The organism is Parahaemophilus parainfluenzae (assembly GCF_001053575.1).
GTDB classification, from domain to species: Bacteria; Pseudomonadota; Gammaproteobacteria; order Enterobacterales; family Pasteurellaceae; genus Haemophilus_D; species Haemophilus_D parainfluenzae_S.
The window spans coordinates 150,576-168,001 of the sequence record NZ_JVSL01000011.1; the positions used below are offsets into that span (position 1 = coordinate 150,576).

18 protein-coding genes and 1 pseudogene are annotated in these 17,426 nt (G+C 38.9%); 17 read left to right on the forward strand and 2 right to left on the reverse strand.

What is annotated here, in order from left to right:
• Positions 1 to 12: 12 nt before the first annotated feature.
• The 11 genes from glgX to AC979_RS01415 all read left to right on the forward strand — a co-directional run bounded on the left by glgX (position 13) and on the right by AC979_RS01415 (position 11,828).
• Positions 13 to 2,031 (forward strand): glycogen debranching protein GlgX, encoded by a 2,019-nt coding sequence (glgX, locus tag AC979_RS01365; protein WP_049372556.1) that lies wholly within the window; start codon positions 13 to 15, stop codon positions 2,029 to 2,031.
• Entirely contained in the window at positions 2,021 to 3,319 is a 1,299-nt protein-coding gene (gene glgC, locus AC979_RS01370; protein WP_005699011.1) for a glucose-1-phosphate adenylyltransferase, read from the forward strand. Before glgX ends, glgC begins: the two co-directional genes overlap by 11 nt.
• A 90-nt stretch (positions 3,320 to 3,409) precedes the next feature.
• A complete protein-coding gene (glgA, locus tag AC979_RS01375; RefSeq protein ID WP_049372557.1) occupies positions 3,410 to 4,849 on the forward strand; it encodes a glycogen synthase GlgA in 1,440 nt (479 codons plus the stop codon).
• A gap of 114 nt (positions 4,850 to 4,963) precedes the next feature.
• Entirely contained in the window at positions 4,964 to 7,429 is a 2,466-nt protein-coding gene (locus tag AC979_RS01380) for a glycogen/starch/alpha-glucan phosphorylase (RefSeq protein ID WP_049372558.1), read from the forward strand.
• Between the two features lie 105 nt (positions 7,430 to 7,534).
• The gene (ribE, locus tag AC979_RS01385; RefSeq protein WP_049372559.1) at positions 7,535 to 8,008 is read left to right on the forward strand and encodes a 6,7-dimethyl-8-ribityllumazine synthase; all 474 of its coding nucleotides are present in this window, start codon (positions 7,535 to 7,537) and stop codon (positions 8,006 to 8,008) included.
• A 5-nt stretch (positions 8,009 to 8,013) separates the two neighbouring features.
• Positions 8,014 to 8,451, forward strand: coding sequence for a transcription antitermination factor NusB (gene nusB / locus AC979_RS01390; protein ID WP_049372560.1), 438 nt, complete (start codon positions 8,014 to 8,016; stop codon positions 8,449 to 8,451).
• Between the two features lie 57 nt (positions 8,452 to 8,508).
• The gene (gene thiL, locus AC979_RS01395; RefSeq protein ID WP_049372561.1) at positions 8,509 to 9,489 is read left to right on the forward strand and encodes a thiamine-phosphate kinase; all 981 of its coding nucleotides are present in this window, start codon (positions 8,509 to 8,511) and stop codon (positions 9,487 to 9,489) included.
• Positions 9,486 to 9,983: a phosphatidylglycerophosphatase A family protein gene (locus AC979_RS01400; protein ID WP_148129966.1), complete on the forward strand. Its 498-nt coding sequence runs from the start codon at positions 9,486 to 9,488 to the stop codon at positions 9,981 to 9,983. The genes thiL and AC979_RS01400 overlap by 4 nt, the downstream gene beginning before the upstream one ends.
• Positions 9,977 to 10,603: a LysE family transporter gene (locus tag AC979_RS01405; protein ID WP_049372563.1), complete on the forward strand. Its 627-nt coding sequence runs from the start codon at positions 9,977 to 9,979 to the stop codon at positions 10,601 to 10,603. Before AC979_RS01400 ends, AC979_RS01405 begins: the two co-directional genes overlap by 7 nt.
• A gap of 16 nt (positions 10,604 to 10,619) precedes the next feature.
• Positions 10,620 to 11,432 (forward strand): 4-hydroxy-tetrahydrodipicolinate reductase, encoded by an 813-nt coding sequence (gene dapB / locus AC979_RS01410; RefSeq protein ID WP_049372564.1) that lies wholly within the window; start codon positions 10,620 to 10,622, stop codon positions 11,430 to 11,432.
• Positions 11,433 to 11,570: 138 nt separating this feature from the next.
• Positions 11,571 to 11,828: a hypothetical protein gene (locus AC979_RS01415; protein ID WP_049372565.1), complete on the forward strand. Its 258-nt coding sequence runs from the start codon at positions 11,571 to 11,573 to the stop codon at positions 11,826 to 11,828.
• A 291-nt stretch (positions 11,829 to 12,119) separates the two neighbouring features.
• On the opposite strand, the gene yfaE is transcribed toward AC979_RS01415, so the two are convergent.
• Positions 12,120 to 12,368, reverse strand: coding sequence for a class I ribonucleotide reductase maintenance protein YfaE (yfaE, locus tag AC979_RS10110; protein WP_065420554.1), 249 nt, complete (start codon positions 12,366 to 12,368; stop codon positions 12,120 to 12,122).
• Between the two features lie 106 nt (positions 12,369 to 12,474).
• On the opposite strand from yfaE, the gene AC979_RS01425 reads away from it, so the two are divergent.
• The 4 genes from AC979_RS01425 to qseC all read left to right on the forward strand — a co-directional run bounded on the left by AC979_RS01425 (position 12,475) and on the right by qseC (position 15,763).
• A complete protein-coding gene (locus AC979_RS01425; protein WP_049372567.1) occupies positions 12,475 to 13,161 on the forward strand; it encodes a hypothetical protein in 687 nt (228 codons plus the stop codon).
• Between the two features lie 145 nt (positions 13,162 to 13,306).
• The gene (locus AC979_RS01430) at positions 13,307 to 13,675 is read left to right on the forward strand and encodes a YgiW/YdeI family stress tolerance OB fold protein (protein ID WP_049366987.1); all 369 of its coding nucleotides are present in this window, start codon (positions 13,307 to 13,309) and stop codon (positions 13,673 to 13,675) included.
• Positions 13,676 to 13,749: 74 nt separating this feature from the next.
• On the forward strand, positions 13,750 to 14,418 hold the full coding sequence (locus AC979_RS01435; RefSeq protein WP_014065314.1) for a response regulator: 669 nt from the start codon (positions 13,750 to 13,752) through the stop codon (positions 14,416 to 14,418).
• Entirely contained in the window at positions 14,408 to 15,763 is a 1,356-nt protein-coding gene (qseC, locus tag AC979_RS01440) for a quorum sensing histidine kinase QseC (protein ID WP_049372568.1), read from the forward strand. Before AC979_RS01435 ends, qseC begins: the two co-directional genes overlap by 11 nt.
• Positions 15,764 to 15,790: 27 nt before the next feature.
• On the opposite strand, the gene AC979_RS01445 is transcribed toward qseC, so the two are convergent.
• Positions 15,791 to 16,351 (reverse strand): DUF1439 domain-containing protein, encoded by a 561-nt coding sequence (locus AC979_RS01445; RefSeq protein ID WP_049372569.1) that lies wholly within the window; start codon positions 16,349 to 16,351, stop codon positions 15,791 to 15,793.
• An 87-nt stretch (positions 16,352 to 16,438) separates the two neighbouring features.
• Between AC979_RS01445 and AC979_RS01450 the strand changes: the two are divergent.
• Both AC979_RS01450 and AC979_RS10600 read left to right on the forward strand, forming a co-directional pair.
• Positions 16,439 to 17,145: pseudogene (locus tag AC979_RS01450) on the forward strand (RIO1 family regulatory kinase/ATPase).
• Positions 17,142 to 17,270: a hypothetical protein gene (locus AC979_RS10600; RefSeq protein WP_005696016.1), complete on the forward strand. Its 129-nt coding sequence runs from the start codon at positions 17,142 to 17,144 to the stop codon at positions 17,268 to 17,270. Before AC979_RS01450 ends, AC979_RS10600 begins: the two are co-directional and overlap by 4 nt.
• Positions 17,271 to 17,426: the final 156 nt, after the last annotated feature.

A 17,426-nucleotide genomic window follows, 5' to 3' on the forward strand; every position in this document is an offset into this window, starting at 1 on the left:
GCGAAGAACACGATGTTTAGTATTTATAACAATGGCAAACCTTCCCCAATGGGATATTCTCAAACGCGGGAAAACAGCCTAAAAATTTCGAATTTTGCACTTTTTTCTAGTGCGGCGGATGCTATTGAACTTTGCTTGTTCCGTGATGGTAAAGAAAGCCGTTTTGCCATGAGCAGAACCAATGATATTTGGCATGTGGCAATTGAAGGCGTTGAGTTAAATGATGAGTATGCGTTCAGAATCACAGGCAAAAATGACCGCACTTTAGCCAATCCGCAAAAGTTAATGCTTGATCCTTATGCGAAAGCAGTAAGCCATAAACCGGATTTAAGTTCATCAGAAGCCCGTTCCATTTTCTTGTTAAATGATGAACGAGATAATGCCGCCGTTGCACCTAAAGGTCGCATTGTGGATGAGCATTTTGATTGGTCAGGGGATTGCAAGCCATCTATTCCTTGGGCTCAAACCATTGTATATGAATTAAATGTTAAAGGATTTAGCCAATTAAATTCCCGTATTCCAGAAAATATCCGGGGCACTTATGCGGCGTTGGCTCACTCCGAAAACATTGCGTATTTTAAATCATTGGGTATTACCAGCCTTGAATTGCTCCCAGTGAATTTCTTTATTGATGAACCACATTTACAAGAAAAAGGATTACGCAATTATTGGGGCTATAACCCATTATCTATGTTTGCTTTAGAACCAAGTTATGCGACGGATCAAAAACAACCATTGAACGAATTTAAGAGCATGGTGAAAGCCCTGCATCAAGCGGGTATCGAAGTGATTTTAGATGTGGTGTTTAACCATACGGCAGAATCCGAAAAATCATTTCCGACATTTTGCCAGCGTGGTATTGATGATAAAACCTATTACTGGCAAAACGAGCATGGTGATTACCTCAACTGGACGGGTTGCGGCAATATGCTCAATCTTGCTAATGACGTCACTCGCAAATGGGTATTAGATTGTTTACGTTACTGGGTAACAGAATGTCATGTGGATGGTTTCCGTTTTGATTTAGCCACAGTACTTGGTCGTGAAACGCCTGATTTCAATCCAAATGCAAAATTATTTGCGGAAATGGAACAGGATGACGTTCTACAACAAATTAAATTAATTGCTGAACCTTGGGATATTGGTCATTACGGCTATCAAGTCGGGTATTTCCCCGCTTATTTCTCTCAATGGAATGATCGTTTCCGTGATGATATGTGTCGTTTTTGGTTATGGCAAAGTGGTGAAGTGGGGGCCTTTGCAGAGCGTTTTGCTGGCTCTAGCGATATCTTTAATCGCGAAGGTCGATTACCGCATGCCAGCTTGAATTTCATTACAGCCCATGATGGTTTTACGTTGCGAGATTTAGTGAGCTATAACCATAAACACAATGATGCTAACGGTGAAGAGAACCGTGACGGACGCAATGAAAACTATAGCTACAATCATGGAATTGAAGGTTCTCAACTGGATTTAGCTGATGAATGGCAAAGTGCGGTCGAAAATAACCGTGTTTTATCAGAAAAAGGATTGTTAGGTTCTTTATTACTGGCAAATGGTGTACCCATGCTGCTTGCTGGGGATGAGTTCGGTAACACCCAATATGGCAATAATAACGCCTATTGCCAAGATAACGAAATGACGTGGTTAAAGTGGAATGATTTTAACCAAACCTTATTTGACTTTACTAAGGAAACCATTGCATTACGAAAAAAAATTCAAAGTTTGCAACAGGAGGCTTGGTGGTCGGATGAAAATGTCGAGTGGTTGAATACTGGGGGAAACCCGATGACCCTAGACGATTGGCATAATCGGGAAAGCAAAGCCCTACAAGTTATGTTAGACGGCAAATATCTTTTCTTAATTAATGCAAAAACTGAACCGCAATCTTTTTATTTGCCAAAGGGTAAATGGAAAAAGATTGCCGAAACTGAAAATAGCGTGATTCAACAATGTGATGTGAGCGGTATAGCATTTGAAGTGTTGGAACATATGGATGATAAAAACGATGGAGTTTGTTATGAAAAGTGATCTTAATAAATATGAATTAGTTAAAGATACTTTAGTGCTTATTTTGGCTGGTGGTCGTGGTTCTCGCTTACATGAATTAACCGATAAACGTGCTAAACCTGCGTTATATTTTGGTGGTAATCGTCGCATTATTGATTTTGCGCTTTCCAACTGTATTAACTCAGGCCTGAATCGCATCGGTGTTGTAACCCAGTATGCCGCTCACTCTTTATTACGCCATTTACAAACAGGTTGGTCATTCTTACCGCAAGAGCGTGGTGAATTCGTTGATATGTTACCTGCCCGTCAACAAATTGATGATTCTACGTGGTACCGTGGTACAGCGGATGCGGTGTATCAAAATATGGCGATTATCCGTAATCACTATCGTCCAAAATACATTTTGATTCTTGCCGGCGACCATATTTATAAACAAGATTACAGTGTCATGTTGATGGATCACGTGAGAAGTGGAGCAAAATGTACAGTAGGCTGTATTGAGGTACCTCGTTCTGAAGCGAGTGAATTTGGTGTCATGGCGGTAAACGAAAATCTTAAAGTGAAAGCCTTCGTTGAGAAACCAAAAGATCCACCAGCCATGGTGGGTAAACCAGATACGTCGCTAGCCTCTATGGGGATCTACGTGTTTGATGCTGAGTATCTCTATAAAATGCTTGATAGAGAAGTGAATACCCCTTGCACATCTCATGACTTTGGTAAAGATGTTTTGCCAAAATGCTTGGAAGAAGGCGTGCTTTATGCGCATCCATTCAGCCGTTCTTGTATGGGCCGAAACACTGAAGGTGAAATTTACTGGCGTGATGTGGGTACACTCGATAGTTTCTGGCAAGCGAATATCGATTTAGTTTCAGAGCATCCACAATTAGATATTTATGATCAAAGCTGGCCAATTCGTGGTAATCCAGTGCAGGCTTATCCATCTAAATTCTTCTATAAAAAAGCGAATGTCAAACCGGTAGATAACTCGCTTATCGGTGGTGGCTGTGTGATTACAGATGCATCTATTAGTAATTCAGTGTTGTTTGATAGAGTCAAAATTGATGAAGACTCTTCTGTGGATCACTGTGTCGTGTTACCGCAAGTACAAATTGGTAAAAATTGTACATTAAAAGATTGTATTATTGATCGCCATTGTATTATTCCAGATGGTATGGAAATCGGTGTGGATAAAGCCCTTGACAGTAAACGCTTCCGTGTGAGTTCTACCGGTAAAGTCGTACTTGTAACCTCAACAATGTTGAAAAAATTGCAAGGTGAAGAAGTCACTAACGAAGAACATTTGGATTAAAGTGCGGTCAATTTTGACAGTATTTTAAGTGAAGTAAAAAGATTGTGCTGTTATCAATGACAGCACAATTTTAAGTATAAAAGGAAAATTATGAGAGTTTTACATGTTTGCTCGGAGCTGTATCCCTTACTCAAAACTGGCGGACTCGCTGATGTTTTAGGGGCATTACCTTTTGCACAAAAAGAAATTGGTATCGATACACGTATTTTATTGCCGGCTTATCCAAAAATTTCTGCAGGCATTGAGAATACGCATGTCGTCACAGAATTTGATAATTTTGCAGGTCATGTTGTATTGCGTTATGGCGAATACAATGGCGTGGGGATTTATCTGATTGATGCACCACATCTCTATTGGCGAGAAGGAAATCCTTATCATGATACCGATTACAACGATTATGCCGATAACTATAAGCGTTTTGCGTTATTAGGTTGGGTGGGGGCAGAGCTTGCGACAGGCTTAGATAGTTGGTGGCGAGCTGAAGTGGTTCATGCCCATGATTGGCATGCGGGCTTAGCCGCCGCTTATCTCTTCAATAAAGGTCGTCCTGCAAAATCAGTATTTACGATTCATAACCTGGCATATCAAGGACAATTTGCCCACCGTCATTTACATGAAATTGGATTGCCAGAAGGGATGTTCCATGTTGATGGTTTAGAGTTATTTGGCCAAATTTCATATTTGAAAGCAGGTCTCTATTATTCTGATATGGTGACAGCAGTGAGTCCAACTTATGCGAAAGAAATCACTACACCAGACTTTGCTTATGGCTTGCAAGGCTTATTAACAGGCCTACGTGAAGCAGGTAAGTTGGTGGGGATTTTAAATGGCGTGGATCAAGAAATTTGGCATCCAAGTTGTGATGCGTATATTCAGCATCATTACAAATTGAAATCCATCGCAGGCAAGAAGAAAAATAAAGCGGATTTACAAGCTTATTTCAATTTGCCACAACAACCTGATGCACTCTTATTTGTGATGGTGACTCGCTTAACCGAACAAAAAGGCGTAGATTTACTGATTGCCACAGCGGATGAAATTGTTAAACAAGGTGGACAACTAACCATTCTCGGTTCAGGTGCAAAACATTTGGAAGAGGGTATTTGCCAATTAGCACAACGTTACCCAGAAAATATTGCAGTAAAAATTGGTTATGACGAAGCGCTCTCACATTTAATGGTTGCGGGTGGTGATGTAATTTTAGTACCAAGCCGTTTTGAACCTTGTGGATTAACCCAATTGTATGGCTTGCAATATGGCACATTGCCGCTTGTTCGTGCAACTGGAGGATTAGCTGATACTGTCACGAACAGTACAAGTGAAACCATTAAAGAGCGTACTGCAACAGGTTTTGTATTCCAAAAAGCCGAAGCAGATGATTTACGAAGTGCTATCCAGCATGCCTTTGCCTTGTGGCAAAAACAACGTGTTTGGGCGATGGTTCGTAATAATGCCATGGCACAGGACTTTAGTTGGAAAAATGCAGCTACTCAATATGAGCAGCTCTATTTAAGCATTTTAAACTCATAATTCAATGGATTGACTCTCCCTTCAAAAATAATCACCTTTGAAGGGGGTTTTTGTTGTTTTTTTCCTAAAAAAGCTTAAAATTTGCGCGATTTTTTTATTGAGGTTTTATTTTCTATGATCATGGACAATTTTGATTCGCCATTTCTCTACAATCGACCAAGTCTTGATGTTGAAGGCGTGAAAAAAGCAATTGTTTATAAATTAATTTTCTTAATTGGTCGTTCACCAAAAGAGGCGAGTCAACGCGATTGGCTAAATGCGACCCTTCATGCGGTACGTGATTTAGTGACTGAAGGCTGGATTACCACCGCTCGTCAATCTCGTGCAGAAGAAACCCGTCGTGTTTATTACCTTTCTATGGAATTCTTAATCGGCCGTACACTTTCTAATGCTATGATCGCAGAAGGTGTTTATGACGTGGCAGAAAAAGCCCTGGCTGAATTAAATGTTGATTTGGAAGAGATTATTGAAAAAGAAGTGGATCCTGGTTTAGGTAATGGGGGGTTAGGTCGCCTTGCTGCTTGCTTTATGGATTCATTGGCAACATTAGCCATTCCTGCGATGGGTTATGGTATTCGTTATGAATACGGTATGTTCCGCCAAAAAATTGAAAATGGTCAACAGGTTGAACGTCCAGATGATTGGTTGGAAAAAGGTGCACCTTGGGAATTTATGCGTCCATCAAAACGTTTCAGTATTGATTTTGGTGGTCATATTTATTTTGAAGATAAAAAATGTATCTGGAATCCGGCTGAAAAAGTGACCGCACTTGCATACGACCAAATGATTCCTGGCTATAAAAATAATTCAGCATCCACATTACGTTTATGGTCTGCTCATGGTGGTGAGGTGTTCGATTTAGCGGAGTTTAACCGTGGTGATCATTTAGCGGCGGTGGCAACGCGTTCAGCTAACCAAAACCTTTCTCGTGTACTTTATCCAGATGATTCTACCTGGAATGGTCGTGAGTTACGTTTACGTCAAGAGTACTTCTTGGTATCTGCATCTTTGCAAGATATTCTACGTCGCCATTTAAGAACCCATGGTACATTGGATAATCTTGCTGATAAAGTAGCGATTCACTTGAATGATACCCACCCGGCATTAGCCATTCCTGAGTTGATGCGTATTTTAATCGATTTACATGGTTACTCATGGCAACACGCTTGGGATGTGACTCGTCGAATTTTCTCTTATACTTGCCATACGTTAATGTCAGAAGCATTAGAAACCTGGCCGGTAGAAATGATGGCGAAAATCTTACCTCGCCACTTACAAATGATTTTTGAAATCAATGATCATTTCCTTGAGTATGTGAAAACTTATGTTACCACCGATATGGAATTTATCCGTCGTGTATCACTTATCGAGGAAGGACATCAACGTAAAGTTCGCATGGGCTGGTTGTCTGTTGTTGGTTCGCATAAAGTAAACGGTGTAGCAGCAATTCACTCAGATCTTATGGTTTCTTCAACCTTTGCTGATTTTGCTCGTATCTATCCAGAACGTTTCACCAATGTGACAAACGGTATTACACCACGTCGTTGGCTTGCAGTAGCAAACCCGAAATTAGCGGCTTTATTTGATCAGTATATTGGTTCTGAATGGCGTTGCGATTTAAGCCAAATTGAAAAACTTAAAGCCTTTGCAGATAAAGGTGAATTTAAGCGTGCAGTTGCGGATATTAAATACGATAACAAAGTGAAATTAGCACAATATGTGAAGAAAACACTTGATATCGATTTAGATCCACATGCTTTATTTGACGTACAAGTAAAACGTATTCACGAATACAAACGTCAAATGCTTAATGTGTTACACATTATTGCACGTTATAACGAAATGCTTGCTCATCCAGAAAAAGATTGGCAGCCACGTGTGTTCATTCTAGCGGGTAAAGCTGCTTCAGCTTACTATGCAGCAAAACAAACCATTCGTTTGATTAACGATGTCGCGAATGTTATCAATAATGATGAACGCTTAAAAGGTCGTTTAAAAGTTGTCTTTATTCCGAACTACAGCGTAAGTCTTGCACAATTAATCATTCCAGCGGCAGATATTTCTGAGCAAATCTCTCTTGCAGGAACAGAAGCATCAGGTACCAGTAACATGAAGTTTGCCTTAAATGGTGCCTTAACATTGGGTACGCTGGATGGTGCGAACGTTGAGATTTTAGATAATGTTGGTGAAGACCACATCTTTATCTTTGGTAATACGGTTGAACAAGTGGAAGCATTACGTCGCGAAGGTTATCGTCCGTTTGATTATTATCAAAATGACGAGCAATTACGCGAAGTCATTGATCAAATTATTCGTGGTGATTTCTCGCCGGAAGAACCGAACCGTTATCACTCTCTCATTCAAGGTTTACAATACCACGATTATTATCAATCTTTTGCTGATTTCCGCAGTTATGTGGAAGCGCAAAAAGCAGTAGATAAAAAATATCAAGATCGTGATGTATGGATAGCAAGTACCATTCAAAATATGGTGAACATGGGCTTCTTCTCCTCAGATCGTACAATTCTTGAATATGCGAAAAATATCTGGAAAATTGAACCGTTAAAACTTGAGAAGTAAGTTCTTTTCCACTCATAGAAAACCCTGTCGGATTATTTCCACAGGGTTTCTTTTTATGCTAAAATCCACCGTCAAATTTATTGTTCATTCAGATTAGGAAAAAGTATGAGAGTTTTAGAAGGTGCGGTAGCGGCGCCAAATGCTAAAATCGCAGTAGTGATTGCTCGTTTTAACAGTTTTATTAATGAAAGTTTATTAGAAGGTGCGGTAGATGCATTAAAACGCATCGGCCAAGTGAAAGATGAGAATATTACTATCGTTCGTGCACCAGGTGCGTATGAACTTCCATTAGTAGCACGTCGTTTAGCTGAAAGCAAAAAGTTTGATGCAATCGTCGCATTAGGTACTGTAATCCGTGGAGGAACAGCTCATTTTGAATATGTAGCGGGTGAAGCAAGCAGCGGTTTAGGTCAAGTCGCAATGCAAGCTGAAATTCCAGTGGCATTTGGTGTTTTAACGACTGAAAACATTGAACAAGCTATCGAACGTGCGGGCACCAAAGCAGGCAACAAAGGTGCAGAAGCAGCATTAACTGCACTTGAAATGGTGAATCTTTTACAACAAATTGATGCGGCATAATTCCAATGACAGATAAAAAAGAACCTGTAAAAAAAGTATCGCCACGTCGTAGAGCGAGAGAATGTGCAGTCCAAGCATTATATTCTTGGGCGCTCTCTGGTAACGCACCAGAACAAGTGGAACTCACGTTCGTTGTGGATCAAGATTTAAAAGGTGTGGATAAACCTTATTTTAGCCGCCTTTTCCGTCAAACCGTTGCGAATGTAGAAGCCGTTGATTTTTCAATGAGCCATTATTTAGATCGCGCATTAGATGAATTAGATCCGATTGAAAAAGCGATTTTACGTTTAGCGGTTTATGAACTTCAATTCGAGCCAGATGTGCCGTATAAAGTGGCGATTAACGAGGCAATTGAAGTGGCGAAAGTGTTTGGTGCAGATGAAAGCCATAAATACATTAACGGTGTATTGGATAAAGTCGCTCCTGCATTAGGTCGCAAATAATTATTCAAATGTAGGGTAGACAAATGTCTGCCCTTTGTTTTTTGGTGCGCAGATAAAATGAGTACGGGTGAATTTGATCTTATAGGGCGATATTTCTCAATACAAAAAGGCAATCAACACTTTGTTGATTTCAGTATTGGGGATGATTGTGCGATCACTCATATTCCAGAAGGCTATCAGCTTGCTATTACCACCGATACAATGGTCGAGGGCACGCATTTTTTATCTTCCATTTCTCCCCAAGATTTAGCTTATAAAGCTATCGCGACAAATCTAAGTGATTTAGCTGCTATGGGCGCTAAACCCGCTTGGATTTCTCTTGCACTCACATTACCTGACGTTGATGAAAACTGGTTGAGCCAATTTAGCCAAAGTCTGTTTGATACATTAAATCAATATGATGTAACATTAATTGGTGGTGATACAACAAAAGGCCCACTTTCTGTAACCATTACGGCACAAGGTTTTGTACCAAAAGGAAAGGCTTTATTCCGACATAACGCAAAGGTTGGAGATTTAATTTATGTATCGGGCTCGTTAGGTGATAGCGCGGCGGGTTTAAATTTGATCTTACAAGGTAAAAGTGCGGTCGATTTTGATACTGAATTTTTAGTAAAACGCCATTTTCAACCAACGCCACGGGTTGAATTAGGTCAAGCCTTAGTGGATGTCGCGCATTCATGCATTGATATTTCAGATGGTCTTGTTGCTGATTTAGGACATATTTTAACGAGAAGCCAATGTTCAGCAGAGATTGAATTATCTACCTTGCCTTTATCCACACCACTCAAAAAAACATATCGCTTAGAAAAGGCAGAAGCGTTTGCATTAAGTGGCGGGGAAGATTATGAGCTTTGCTTTACGGTTCCTGCAAATAAAAAGGCCGAAATTGAAAAGTTGTCTCAATTATTAAATGTACCTTGTACTTGTATCGGGAAAATCGTTCCGCAAAATAACAATCCGATTACTTTTTTTAAAGATGGACGTATTATCAATTATCAAGCGCCCTCTGGTTTCGATCATTTTAAGGATAAATAATGAATAGTTCACCTCTTGATAGAGTTAGCTTAAAAAAACCAGTTCATTTACTTGCATTAGGTTTCGGTTCAGGACTCATTCGTCCCGCACCTGGTACATGGGGAAGTTTAGCCGGAACGGTTTTAGGTTCGGCATTATTAGCTTGTCTTGGACTAAAAATCTTCTTAATTTTGACCGCACTTTGCTTTGCACTTGGCTGTTATTTATGTCAAAAAACGGCTGATGATATGGGCGTTCATGATCATGGCTCCATTGTTTGGGATGAATTTGTTGGGGTATTTATCGTGTTAGCCGCGATTCCAACTTTATCCTTGCCTTGGATTGTCGTTGCCTTTGTATTGTTTCGTTTCTTCGATATTTTAAAACCTTATCCCATCCGTTATTTTGACCAAAAACTGGAAAGCGGTTTTGGGATTATGGTGGATGATGTTTTAGCCGCAGTCTATGCTGTTATTGTGATTGCTATATTACGTATCGTAGGCTTGCCATGCTAAATTTGATGATTATTCATCTTGTTGGTTTACTTTCGCCTGGCCCTGATTTTTTCTATGTTAGCCGAATTTCTGCCATGAGCTCTCGTCGAGAAGCTATTGGTGGCGTAATTGGGATTACCATTGGTGTATTAATGTGGGCTACGGCTGCCGTTTTAGGACTTGCCATTATTTTTTCCACTATGCCAATTATTCAAGGCATTGTGATGATACTTGGTGGTTCGTATTTAGTTTATCTCGGCATTAAAATGGCAAAAGTAAAAACCAATGCGGTTTTTGATGAAAAGCAGAATGCAAATGTGCCAAATCAATCAATCTTAACGAGCATTATGAAAGGCTTATTGGTCAATTTATCTAATGCTAAAGTTGTGATTTATTTCAGCAGTGTGATGTCATTGGTTTTAGTGAATATTACCGAAACATCACAAATTTTGACCGCACTTGCTGTGATTACCGTAGAAACTTTTTTATATTTCTACATTATTTCGGTGTTTTTCTCACGTTCTGTTGCAAAACAGTTTTATAGCCAATATAGTCGCTATATTGATAATGCAGCAGGGCTGATTTTTATTTTCTTCGGAATCTATTTAATTTATAGTGGCGTTCAACACGCTTTAATTTGATTAAAAAGGACAAAATATGACATTAAAAATTGCGATCGCCGGCGCAGGCGGAAGAATGGGGCGTCAATTAATTCAAGCCGTACATAATGCAGAAGGGGCGGAATTAGGTGCTGCTTTTGAACGTAAAGGTTCCTCTTTAGTTGGCGCAGATGCTGGTGAGCTAGCAGGTATTGGTGCATTAGGTATCAAAGTATCAGATGATTTAAATGCAGAAAAAGACAACTTTGATTTGCTGATTGATTTCACTCGCCCGGAAGGCACACTTGAGCATATCGCATTTTGTGTTGCTAATAACAAAAAGATGGTAATTGGTACTACAGGTTTTGATGATGCAGGTAAAGCCGCAATTCAAGCTGCATCAGAAAAAATTGCCATTGTATTTGCCTCAAACTTTAGCGTAGGGGTGAATCTGGTATTTAAACTATTAGAAAAAGCTGCCAAAGTGATGGGCGATTATTGCGATATCGAAATCATTGAAGCGCACCACCGCCACAAAGTAGATGCACCATCTGGCACCGCACTTTCTATGGGCGAACATATTGCGAAAACCCTTGGTCGTGATTTGAAAACGCATGGCGTATTTTGTCGTGAAGGCATTACAGGCGAACGCAAACGTGATGAAATTGGTTTCTCTACCATTCGTGCCTCTGATGTCGTGGGTGAGCATAGTGTATGGTTTGCAGATATCGGTGAGCGCGTTGAAATTGCCCACAAAGCATCAAGTCGTATGACCTTTGCAAATGGTGCAGTACGTGCAGGTGAATGGTTAGAAAAACAATCTCACGGATTGTTTGATATGACAGACGTGTTGGATTTGAATAATTTATAGAGTAGACTTAATTTTAAAATTAGCCCATCAAATAACGATCTATTCATTTTGTGTAGATCGTTATGTTTTTATTTGTGCATGGAAGTATCCCTTCCCCCTAAGCTTGGTACATCAGATAAATTAAAATAGAGATGAATAATGACAATAAATAAAATTATTAGAATAGCTATTGCTTCTATTTTGTCCACTATCATGATTTATTTGACTCTTTTACTTAGTGGGAAAATTGAATTTAGTACAGAAAAATTTTTTCATTATTTTGTGGTGTGGGGGGCTTTTTTATTTTTTTCGGCTCTTCTAATTTCTTATTACTCACCTCTCATTTATGGAGATGATAAAAAAGATGATGTTAAAAAAGCTAGAGCCCAAAAGAAGAAACGAAAGAAAGGAAAATAATGAAATATATAATAGTTGCATTCAGAAACTCATTTTTCATGTTAATTGGATTGCAATTAATAGTCTTTATAGACAGATTCTTTTCTACTGGTGAAATAGATCAATTTGAATTGTTTACCAATAAAGATTACTTGATTCTTTCTTTAAGAATATGGGGGGCTTTATTTATTACCTACTTTTGTGGATATTTCATTGTAGGTGAGAAAACAAAATAGGAAACAAGAGCGTGAGAGCTTTTGAAAACATACTATTACAATTAGTAAAAATTTTTAGCTATGTAAAATTTACATCTTATAGTTCTATTTCCAAATCACTTTCCACCCGACAACAACACAGTAGAATCTCATCGGGTTGAATAAAGGCAAGGGGCGTCTCGACGTAAGATACCTTGCCTTTTTTGATCTTCACGCGACAAGAACCACAATAGCCCGAACGACATTGATATTCATGGTGAATTTGATGTTGTTCTAAAAAATTAAGCAGGGAAGTTTGGTTATCGAAATCTAAGGTGATTTGGCGCTGAATAAGATGGATTTTCATGAAACAAAATAAAACAAAATTTTGCTCATTATAGAAGAAAGAGAAGTAAAACTCACGGCTCTTTTGTTGTAATATAGCGAGCTAATATTCATCATAAGGGAAGAACATGCAAACCTTTCTAAAATTAACGTTAATTTCAACCGAACTTTTATTAACGGCTTGTAGCACCATTTCAAAAGAGCCGGTTAAGCATATTGATATGTATGTAAAGCCTTATTACGATGCCAGAGATGGTCGACTCGAACAGATTAATGTGAACAAAGATATTGATGCGTTATTACTGAAAAATACACAAAAAGATTTTGAAAGTGCGGTCAATATTATTGAGAAAAAAGTGGATTTTGTTTCTCCGATGACAATGTTTGCACTTTCTGCTCGTGCTTATGATTTTGGCCTGCGAGATGAAGCAGTAAAATGGTTTTATCGTGGACAAAACCGTTTAATCACCGCGTTATATGTGTTGGATTTAGATAAATTGACGGTATCGAATAACACGGCATTTGGGCAATTAGTGGGACAGCATGTTAATCCATATGCGTTCTGTGATTTGAACAAGCAACACAAAGCGGCGCAAGATGCGATTGACTGGGCGAAAAATCACCCATATCAGACTGTATTTTTACCTCAATTACCAAGCAAACATCCAGATAGAAAACAGGCATTAAAAGAAGCAGAGGCAAAACTTGATGCGCGCCTAGTTGAGCAAGACCGCTATTTTGCTAATCCTGAAAATAAAGCGAAATGGGAAAAAGAACGCCAAGATAACTTGGTAAATGAGCGATTTTGTTGGTGATTTTAAAAAAATTTAAAAATCTTAAGGTTGCTTAAGATTTCATTAAGATTTGTTGTGTTTAATAAGCATCAACAAGGCAGCAATGAGGATAATCCTTCGCTTTGAAACATGACTATTTATGCTTAATTTTATTTAGGAGAACATGATGAAAAAATTAGCTTTAGCAACCCTTTTAGCTTTATCTACTTCAGCAGCATTTGCTGGTTTTAATGGTAACACTGCACAAGGTGGCTTCCAAGGTAGTAACCAAGGTCAACAACTGACTGTTAAACAAGCATTATCTGCGAAAGATAATTCTATGATTACCTTAGTCGGTAACATCACTCAACAAATTGATGGTGATGAATATATTTTTACCGATGGTACAGACCAAATCAAATTGGAAATTAAAAACCGCGTTTGGAATGGCTTAAATGTGGGACCTCAGGATAAAATCCGCGTTTACGGTAAACTAGACAATGAAATGTTTGAAAAACCAGAGCTTGAAGTCATTAGCGTTGAAAAAGCGCAATAATTCATATAATTTGAAGTGGTGGGCAAAAGCCCGCCATTTTTTGTTTTGAGAAAGGTAAAAGTGCGGTCAATATTATGCGAGTTTTATTAGTAGAAGACGATCCTCTCATCGGCAATGGTCTGCAAATTGGTTTAACGAAATCAGGTTTTATTGTAGATTGGTTTACTGATGGGCAAAGTGGATTAAATGCCTTAATTGGTGCACCTTATGATGCGGTGGTATTGGATTTAACCCTGCCTAAACTGGATGGTTTGGATGTATTAAAACAATGGCGCTCAAATAATCAAGATGTGCCTGTATTGATCTTAACTGCACGTGATACATTGGATGAACGGATTAAAGGCATTCAACAAGGTGCCGATGATTATCTTTGCAAACCTTTTGCTTTGGCTGAAGTGGTGGTGAGATTACAAGCATTAATTCGTCGTCGTTATGGGCAAGTCAAACCACAAATTGAGCATGGCAATGTCAAACTCGATCCTGCACAGCGTAAGGCTTGGTTGAATGAGGATGAAATTACATTAACCGGACGTGAATATAAATTACTCGAGCTTTTTATGCTGAATAAAGAACGAGTGCTTTCACGTGCGACCATTGAAGAAAAACTGTCAAATTGGGATGAAGAATTAAGTAGCGGTGCATTGGATGTACACATTTATAATTTACGTCAAAAATTAGGTAAGCAATTTATTCGTACGGTACATGGCGTAGGCTATGCTTTAGGACAAGTTAATGAAAAATAAACGACTGAGTTTTCGTCTCTTAATCGGTTTGAGTGTGACCGCACTTTGCGTGTGGTGTATTGCTACGGCTGTTGCCTGGACGGTCGTCAAAAAAGAAGTAAAAGATGTGTTTAATGCTCAGCAGGTGCTTTTTGCCGAGCGTTTGGCAACCTCTGATTTGAAAAATGTCTTATTGGATAAAAATGCTAACTTTCCGCGTGGTGGATTTAAACCACAGAAACGTCATTATGATAATGATGCATTGGCCTTTGCCATATTTTCTAACAAAGGTGAAAGATTATTAACCGATGGTGATAATGGCGACAAATTTATTTTCCAAAATAAAACCGGATTTAGTAAAGCGCATATTTTAGATGATGACGATGAATGGCTGATTTATTGGCAACCTGTTGGCAATGGTGAATTGGTGATCGCCGTAGGTCAAGAGTTAGAATATCGTGAAGAGTTAGTCAATAAAATGGTTTTCAGCCAAACAGGAATTTGGTTTGCCGGATTACCAGTACTCTTATTGGTCGCGTTTATTGTAATTTATCGTGCATTAAAACCAATTAATCGATTGAGTCGAAACGTACAAGCTCGCCGACCAGGTGATGTATCGTTATTAGAAACTGATGATGTGCCAACAGAGATTCTACCGTTAGTCCAAAACTTAAATCAATTTTTCACACGTACTAGTGAGCAGTTGGAACGGGAGCGCCGCTTTGTTTCTGATGCAGCACATGAATTACGTAGTCCATTAGCGGCATTACGTATTCAAACAGAAGTCGCACAGTTAGCTGGCGATGATGCACAAACGCGTGAAATGGCCTTAGCGCATTTAACCCAAGGTATCGATCGGGCAACTCAATTAATAGAACAGCTTCTTACGCTTTCCCGCTTAGAGAATCTCAAAGAATTAGATAACCTTGCTGATATTCATTGGTCGGAAATTATCACTTCGCTTATTGGTGATTTATATTTTAGTGCACAACAACGCCAAATCGAATTACAGTTTGAGCATCAGGGAGATCCTGCCGTTAAGCAAGGGCAGCCATTATTACTTACACAAATGCTACGAAACTTATTGGATAATGCCATAAAATATTGTCCGCAAGGCACTCAGGTTCGTGTGATTTTACAGCCGCGTAAAATTCTTATTGAAGATAATGGCGGTGGTGTTGCGCCAGAAGAATTAGCAAAATTAGGGCAGCGTTTTTATCGTCCTGCAGGACAAAATGAAAAAGGGAGTGGGCTTGGATTGTCTATTGTGGCAAGAATAGCAGAATTGCATCACTATCGTTTCCGATTAGAAAATATTGAAGATAACGGGCAAATTCAAGGTTTGCGAGCTATCATTGCGTTATAAAAAAGGGCGTTTAATACGCCCTTATTGTTAAAACATTCCACCAATTAATTCTAATCGACCTTTCTCAACTTTAATTTCTTTGGCGAATTTCTTAATCAGCATTTGTTTCATGTCACTTTCATCCAAGGTATAAACTGGCATCCGACTTAATAGTGCTGCCACACCATCGCTTAATAGCGGCATAACATCTTGGAGTTGATCCATCACACTATTAGGTTCACCAGACCAGCGTAAAATCCGCAGATTTTTTAAATAAAGTGCCCCCTCTTCTGCGTTATATTCAGGAATCGCATCAAAGGTTAAATGCAACTTAGCTGGGTAGGTTTTACCAGATAAACGAATAAGCGTATCAGCCAAACCACTCATTTCAACACGATTACTTTCAGTTTGCCCGATTTGAGTCACTAAATCTTTCAGCGCATAATCCACAGAAAACAATCCTGGAATACCGAGTTTGTCATTAATCGTGCCTTTTTCACTTAAATACTGGTTAATTTGTTGTTCGCTGATGCTAAAAGGGGAAGCTTGTACAGATAGTGTGAAGAAACCTAATGTCAGTATGGTGAGTACTTTTTTCAAAAAATGCATATTTTCTCCTTGATTGAAAAAGAATAAAAATTTTGTAGAATGTATCGCTTATCTTTTCACTATACAATAAAAATTTAAGTAGAGATTATGACTTCGTCATTTAAAGAGCATGTGCAGAAGCTTCTTGAAAAACACCGTGGGGAACGTGTTTTCCAATTTGAATATTTAGGGAAACATTATTGGTTAAAACAACCCGAGCAATTAAAAGGGATATGGTTATTATTAAAACCGCATCCAAAGCAACATTTTAAAGAAGAATGTGAGATTCTTCAGCACCTGAATAATATTGGTGCACCAGTACCTAAATTATGTGATTTCGGAGATGATTATTTAGTATTGGAAGATGCGGGGCCAACATTAAACATCTGGCTGAATGATGAAAAATTGTCTTGGGCAGAAAAATCACATATTTTGCATTCAGCGATGGAGATATTGATTAGTCTTCATCAACAAGGCATTATTCATGGTCGACCAGCCATACGAGATATCGCATGGAAAGAAGGCAAGATTAGTTTTATGGACTTTGAATCACATTCAAAAAGCCATAATGAGCACTGGTTGATTACACGTGATATGCTGGCATTTTTAGACAGTTTATGTCGTGTGAAAAGCTTGATGAATTATTTGATTATTATAAATCTCATTGCCCGACAACTTATTGGACTGATATGTTGTCTTATGTGAGAAGATTTCGTTGGCTTTATTATCTTTTACTTCCGTTCAAACCGATTGCACGAACGGACTTATTGGCCGTTTATCGGTTATTTGAACATTTAACAAAGGAAAATCTATGAAAAAATTATTTTTAGTGGCTGTATTAAGTGCTTTAGTGAGTGCTTGTTCTGTTGGTGTAGGTGCTGGCGGCGGCAGTAATGGTGTGGGCGTTGGAGTAGGTCTTGGCACTGGCTTTGGATTCTAACTCTCACTTTAGATAAAGCAAAGGGCGGTCAAAAAATCTTAAGTTTTCAAGAAAATTAGCAGAAATCGCTTGATCTTTTGATTTAGATCACTATAATACATCGCATATTTCGGACGCGGGGTGGAGCAGCTTGGTAGCTCGTCGGGCTCATAACCC

What these genes read in the sequence shown, in the direction of transcription:
- glgX (WP_049372556.1), top strand. Translation starts at nt 13, where the DNA reads ATGTTTAGTATTTATAACAATGGCAAACCTTCCCCAATGGGATATTCT.
- glgC (WP_005699011.1), top strand. Translation starts at nt 2,021, where the DNA reads ATGAAAAGTGATCTTAATAAATATGAATTAGTTAAAGATACTTTAGTG.
- glgA (WP_049372557.1), top strand. Translation starts at nt 3,410, where the DNA reads ATGAGAGTTTTACATGTTTGCTCGGAGCTGTATCCCTTACTCAAAACT.
- AC979_RS01380 (WP_049372558.1), top strand. Translation starts at nt 4,964, where the DNA reads ATGATCATGGACAATTTTGATTCGCCATTTCTCTACAATCGACCAAGT.
- ribE (WP_049372559.1), top strand. Translation starts at nt 7,535, where the DNA reads ATGAGAGTTTTAGAAGGTGCGGTAGCGGCGCCAAATGCTAAAATCGCA.
- nusB (WP_049372560.1), top strand. Translation starts at nt 8,014, where the DNA reads ATGACAGATAAAAAAGAACCTGTAAAAAAAGTATCGCCACGTCGTAGA.
- thiL (WP_049372561.1), top strand. Translation starts at nt 8,509, where the DNA reads ATGAGTACGGGTGAATTTGATCTTATAGGGCGATATTTCTCAATACAA.
- AC979_RS01405 (WP_049372563.1), top strand. Translation starts at nt 9,977, where the DNA reads ATGCTAAATTTGATGATTATTCATCTTGTTGGTTTACTTTCGCCTGGC.
- dapB (WP_049372564.1), top strand. Translation starts at nt 10,620, where the DNA reads ATGACATTAAAAATTGCGATCGCCGGCGCAGGCGGAAGAATGGGGCGT.
- AC979_RS01415 (WP_049372565.1), top strand. Translation starts at nt 11,571, where the DNA reads ATGACAATAAATAAAATTATTAGAATAGCTATTGCTTCTATTTTGTCC.
- yfaE (WP_065420554.1), bottom strand. Translation starts at nt 12,368, where the DNA reads ATGAAAATCCATCTTATTCAGCGCCAAATCACCTTAGATTTCGATAAC.
- AC979_RS01425 (WP_049372567.1), top strand. Translation starts at nt 12,475, where the DNA reads ATGCAAACCTTTCTAAAATTAACGTTAATTTCAACCGAACTTTTATTA.
- AC979_RS01430 (WP_049366987.1), top strand. Translation starts at nt 13,307, where the DNA reads ATGAAAAAATTAGCTTTAGCAACCCTTTTAGCTTTATCTACTTCAGCA.
- AC979_RS01435 (WP_014065314.1), top strand. Translation starts at nt 13,750, where the DNA reads ATGCGAGTTTTATTAGTAGAAGACGATCCTCTCATCGGCAATGGTCTG.
- qseC (WP_049372568.1), top strand. Translation starts at nt 14,408, where the DNA reads ATGAAAAATAAACGACTGAGTTTTCGTCTCTTAATCGGTTTGAGTGTG.
- AC979_RS01445 (WP_049372569.1), bottom strand. Translation starts at nt 16,351, where the DNA reads ATGCATTTTTTGAAAAAAGTACTCACCATACTGACATTAGGTTTCTTC.
- AC979_RS10600 (WP_005696016.1), top strand. Translation starts at nt 17,142, where the DNA reads ATGAAAAAATTATTTTTAGTGGCTGTATTAAGTGCTTTAGTGAGTGCT.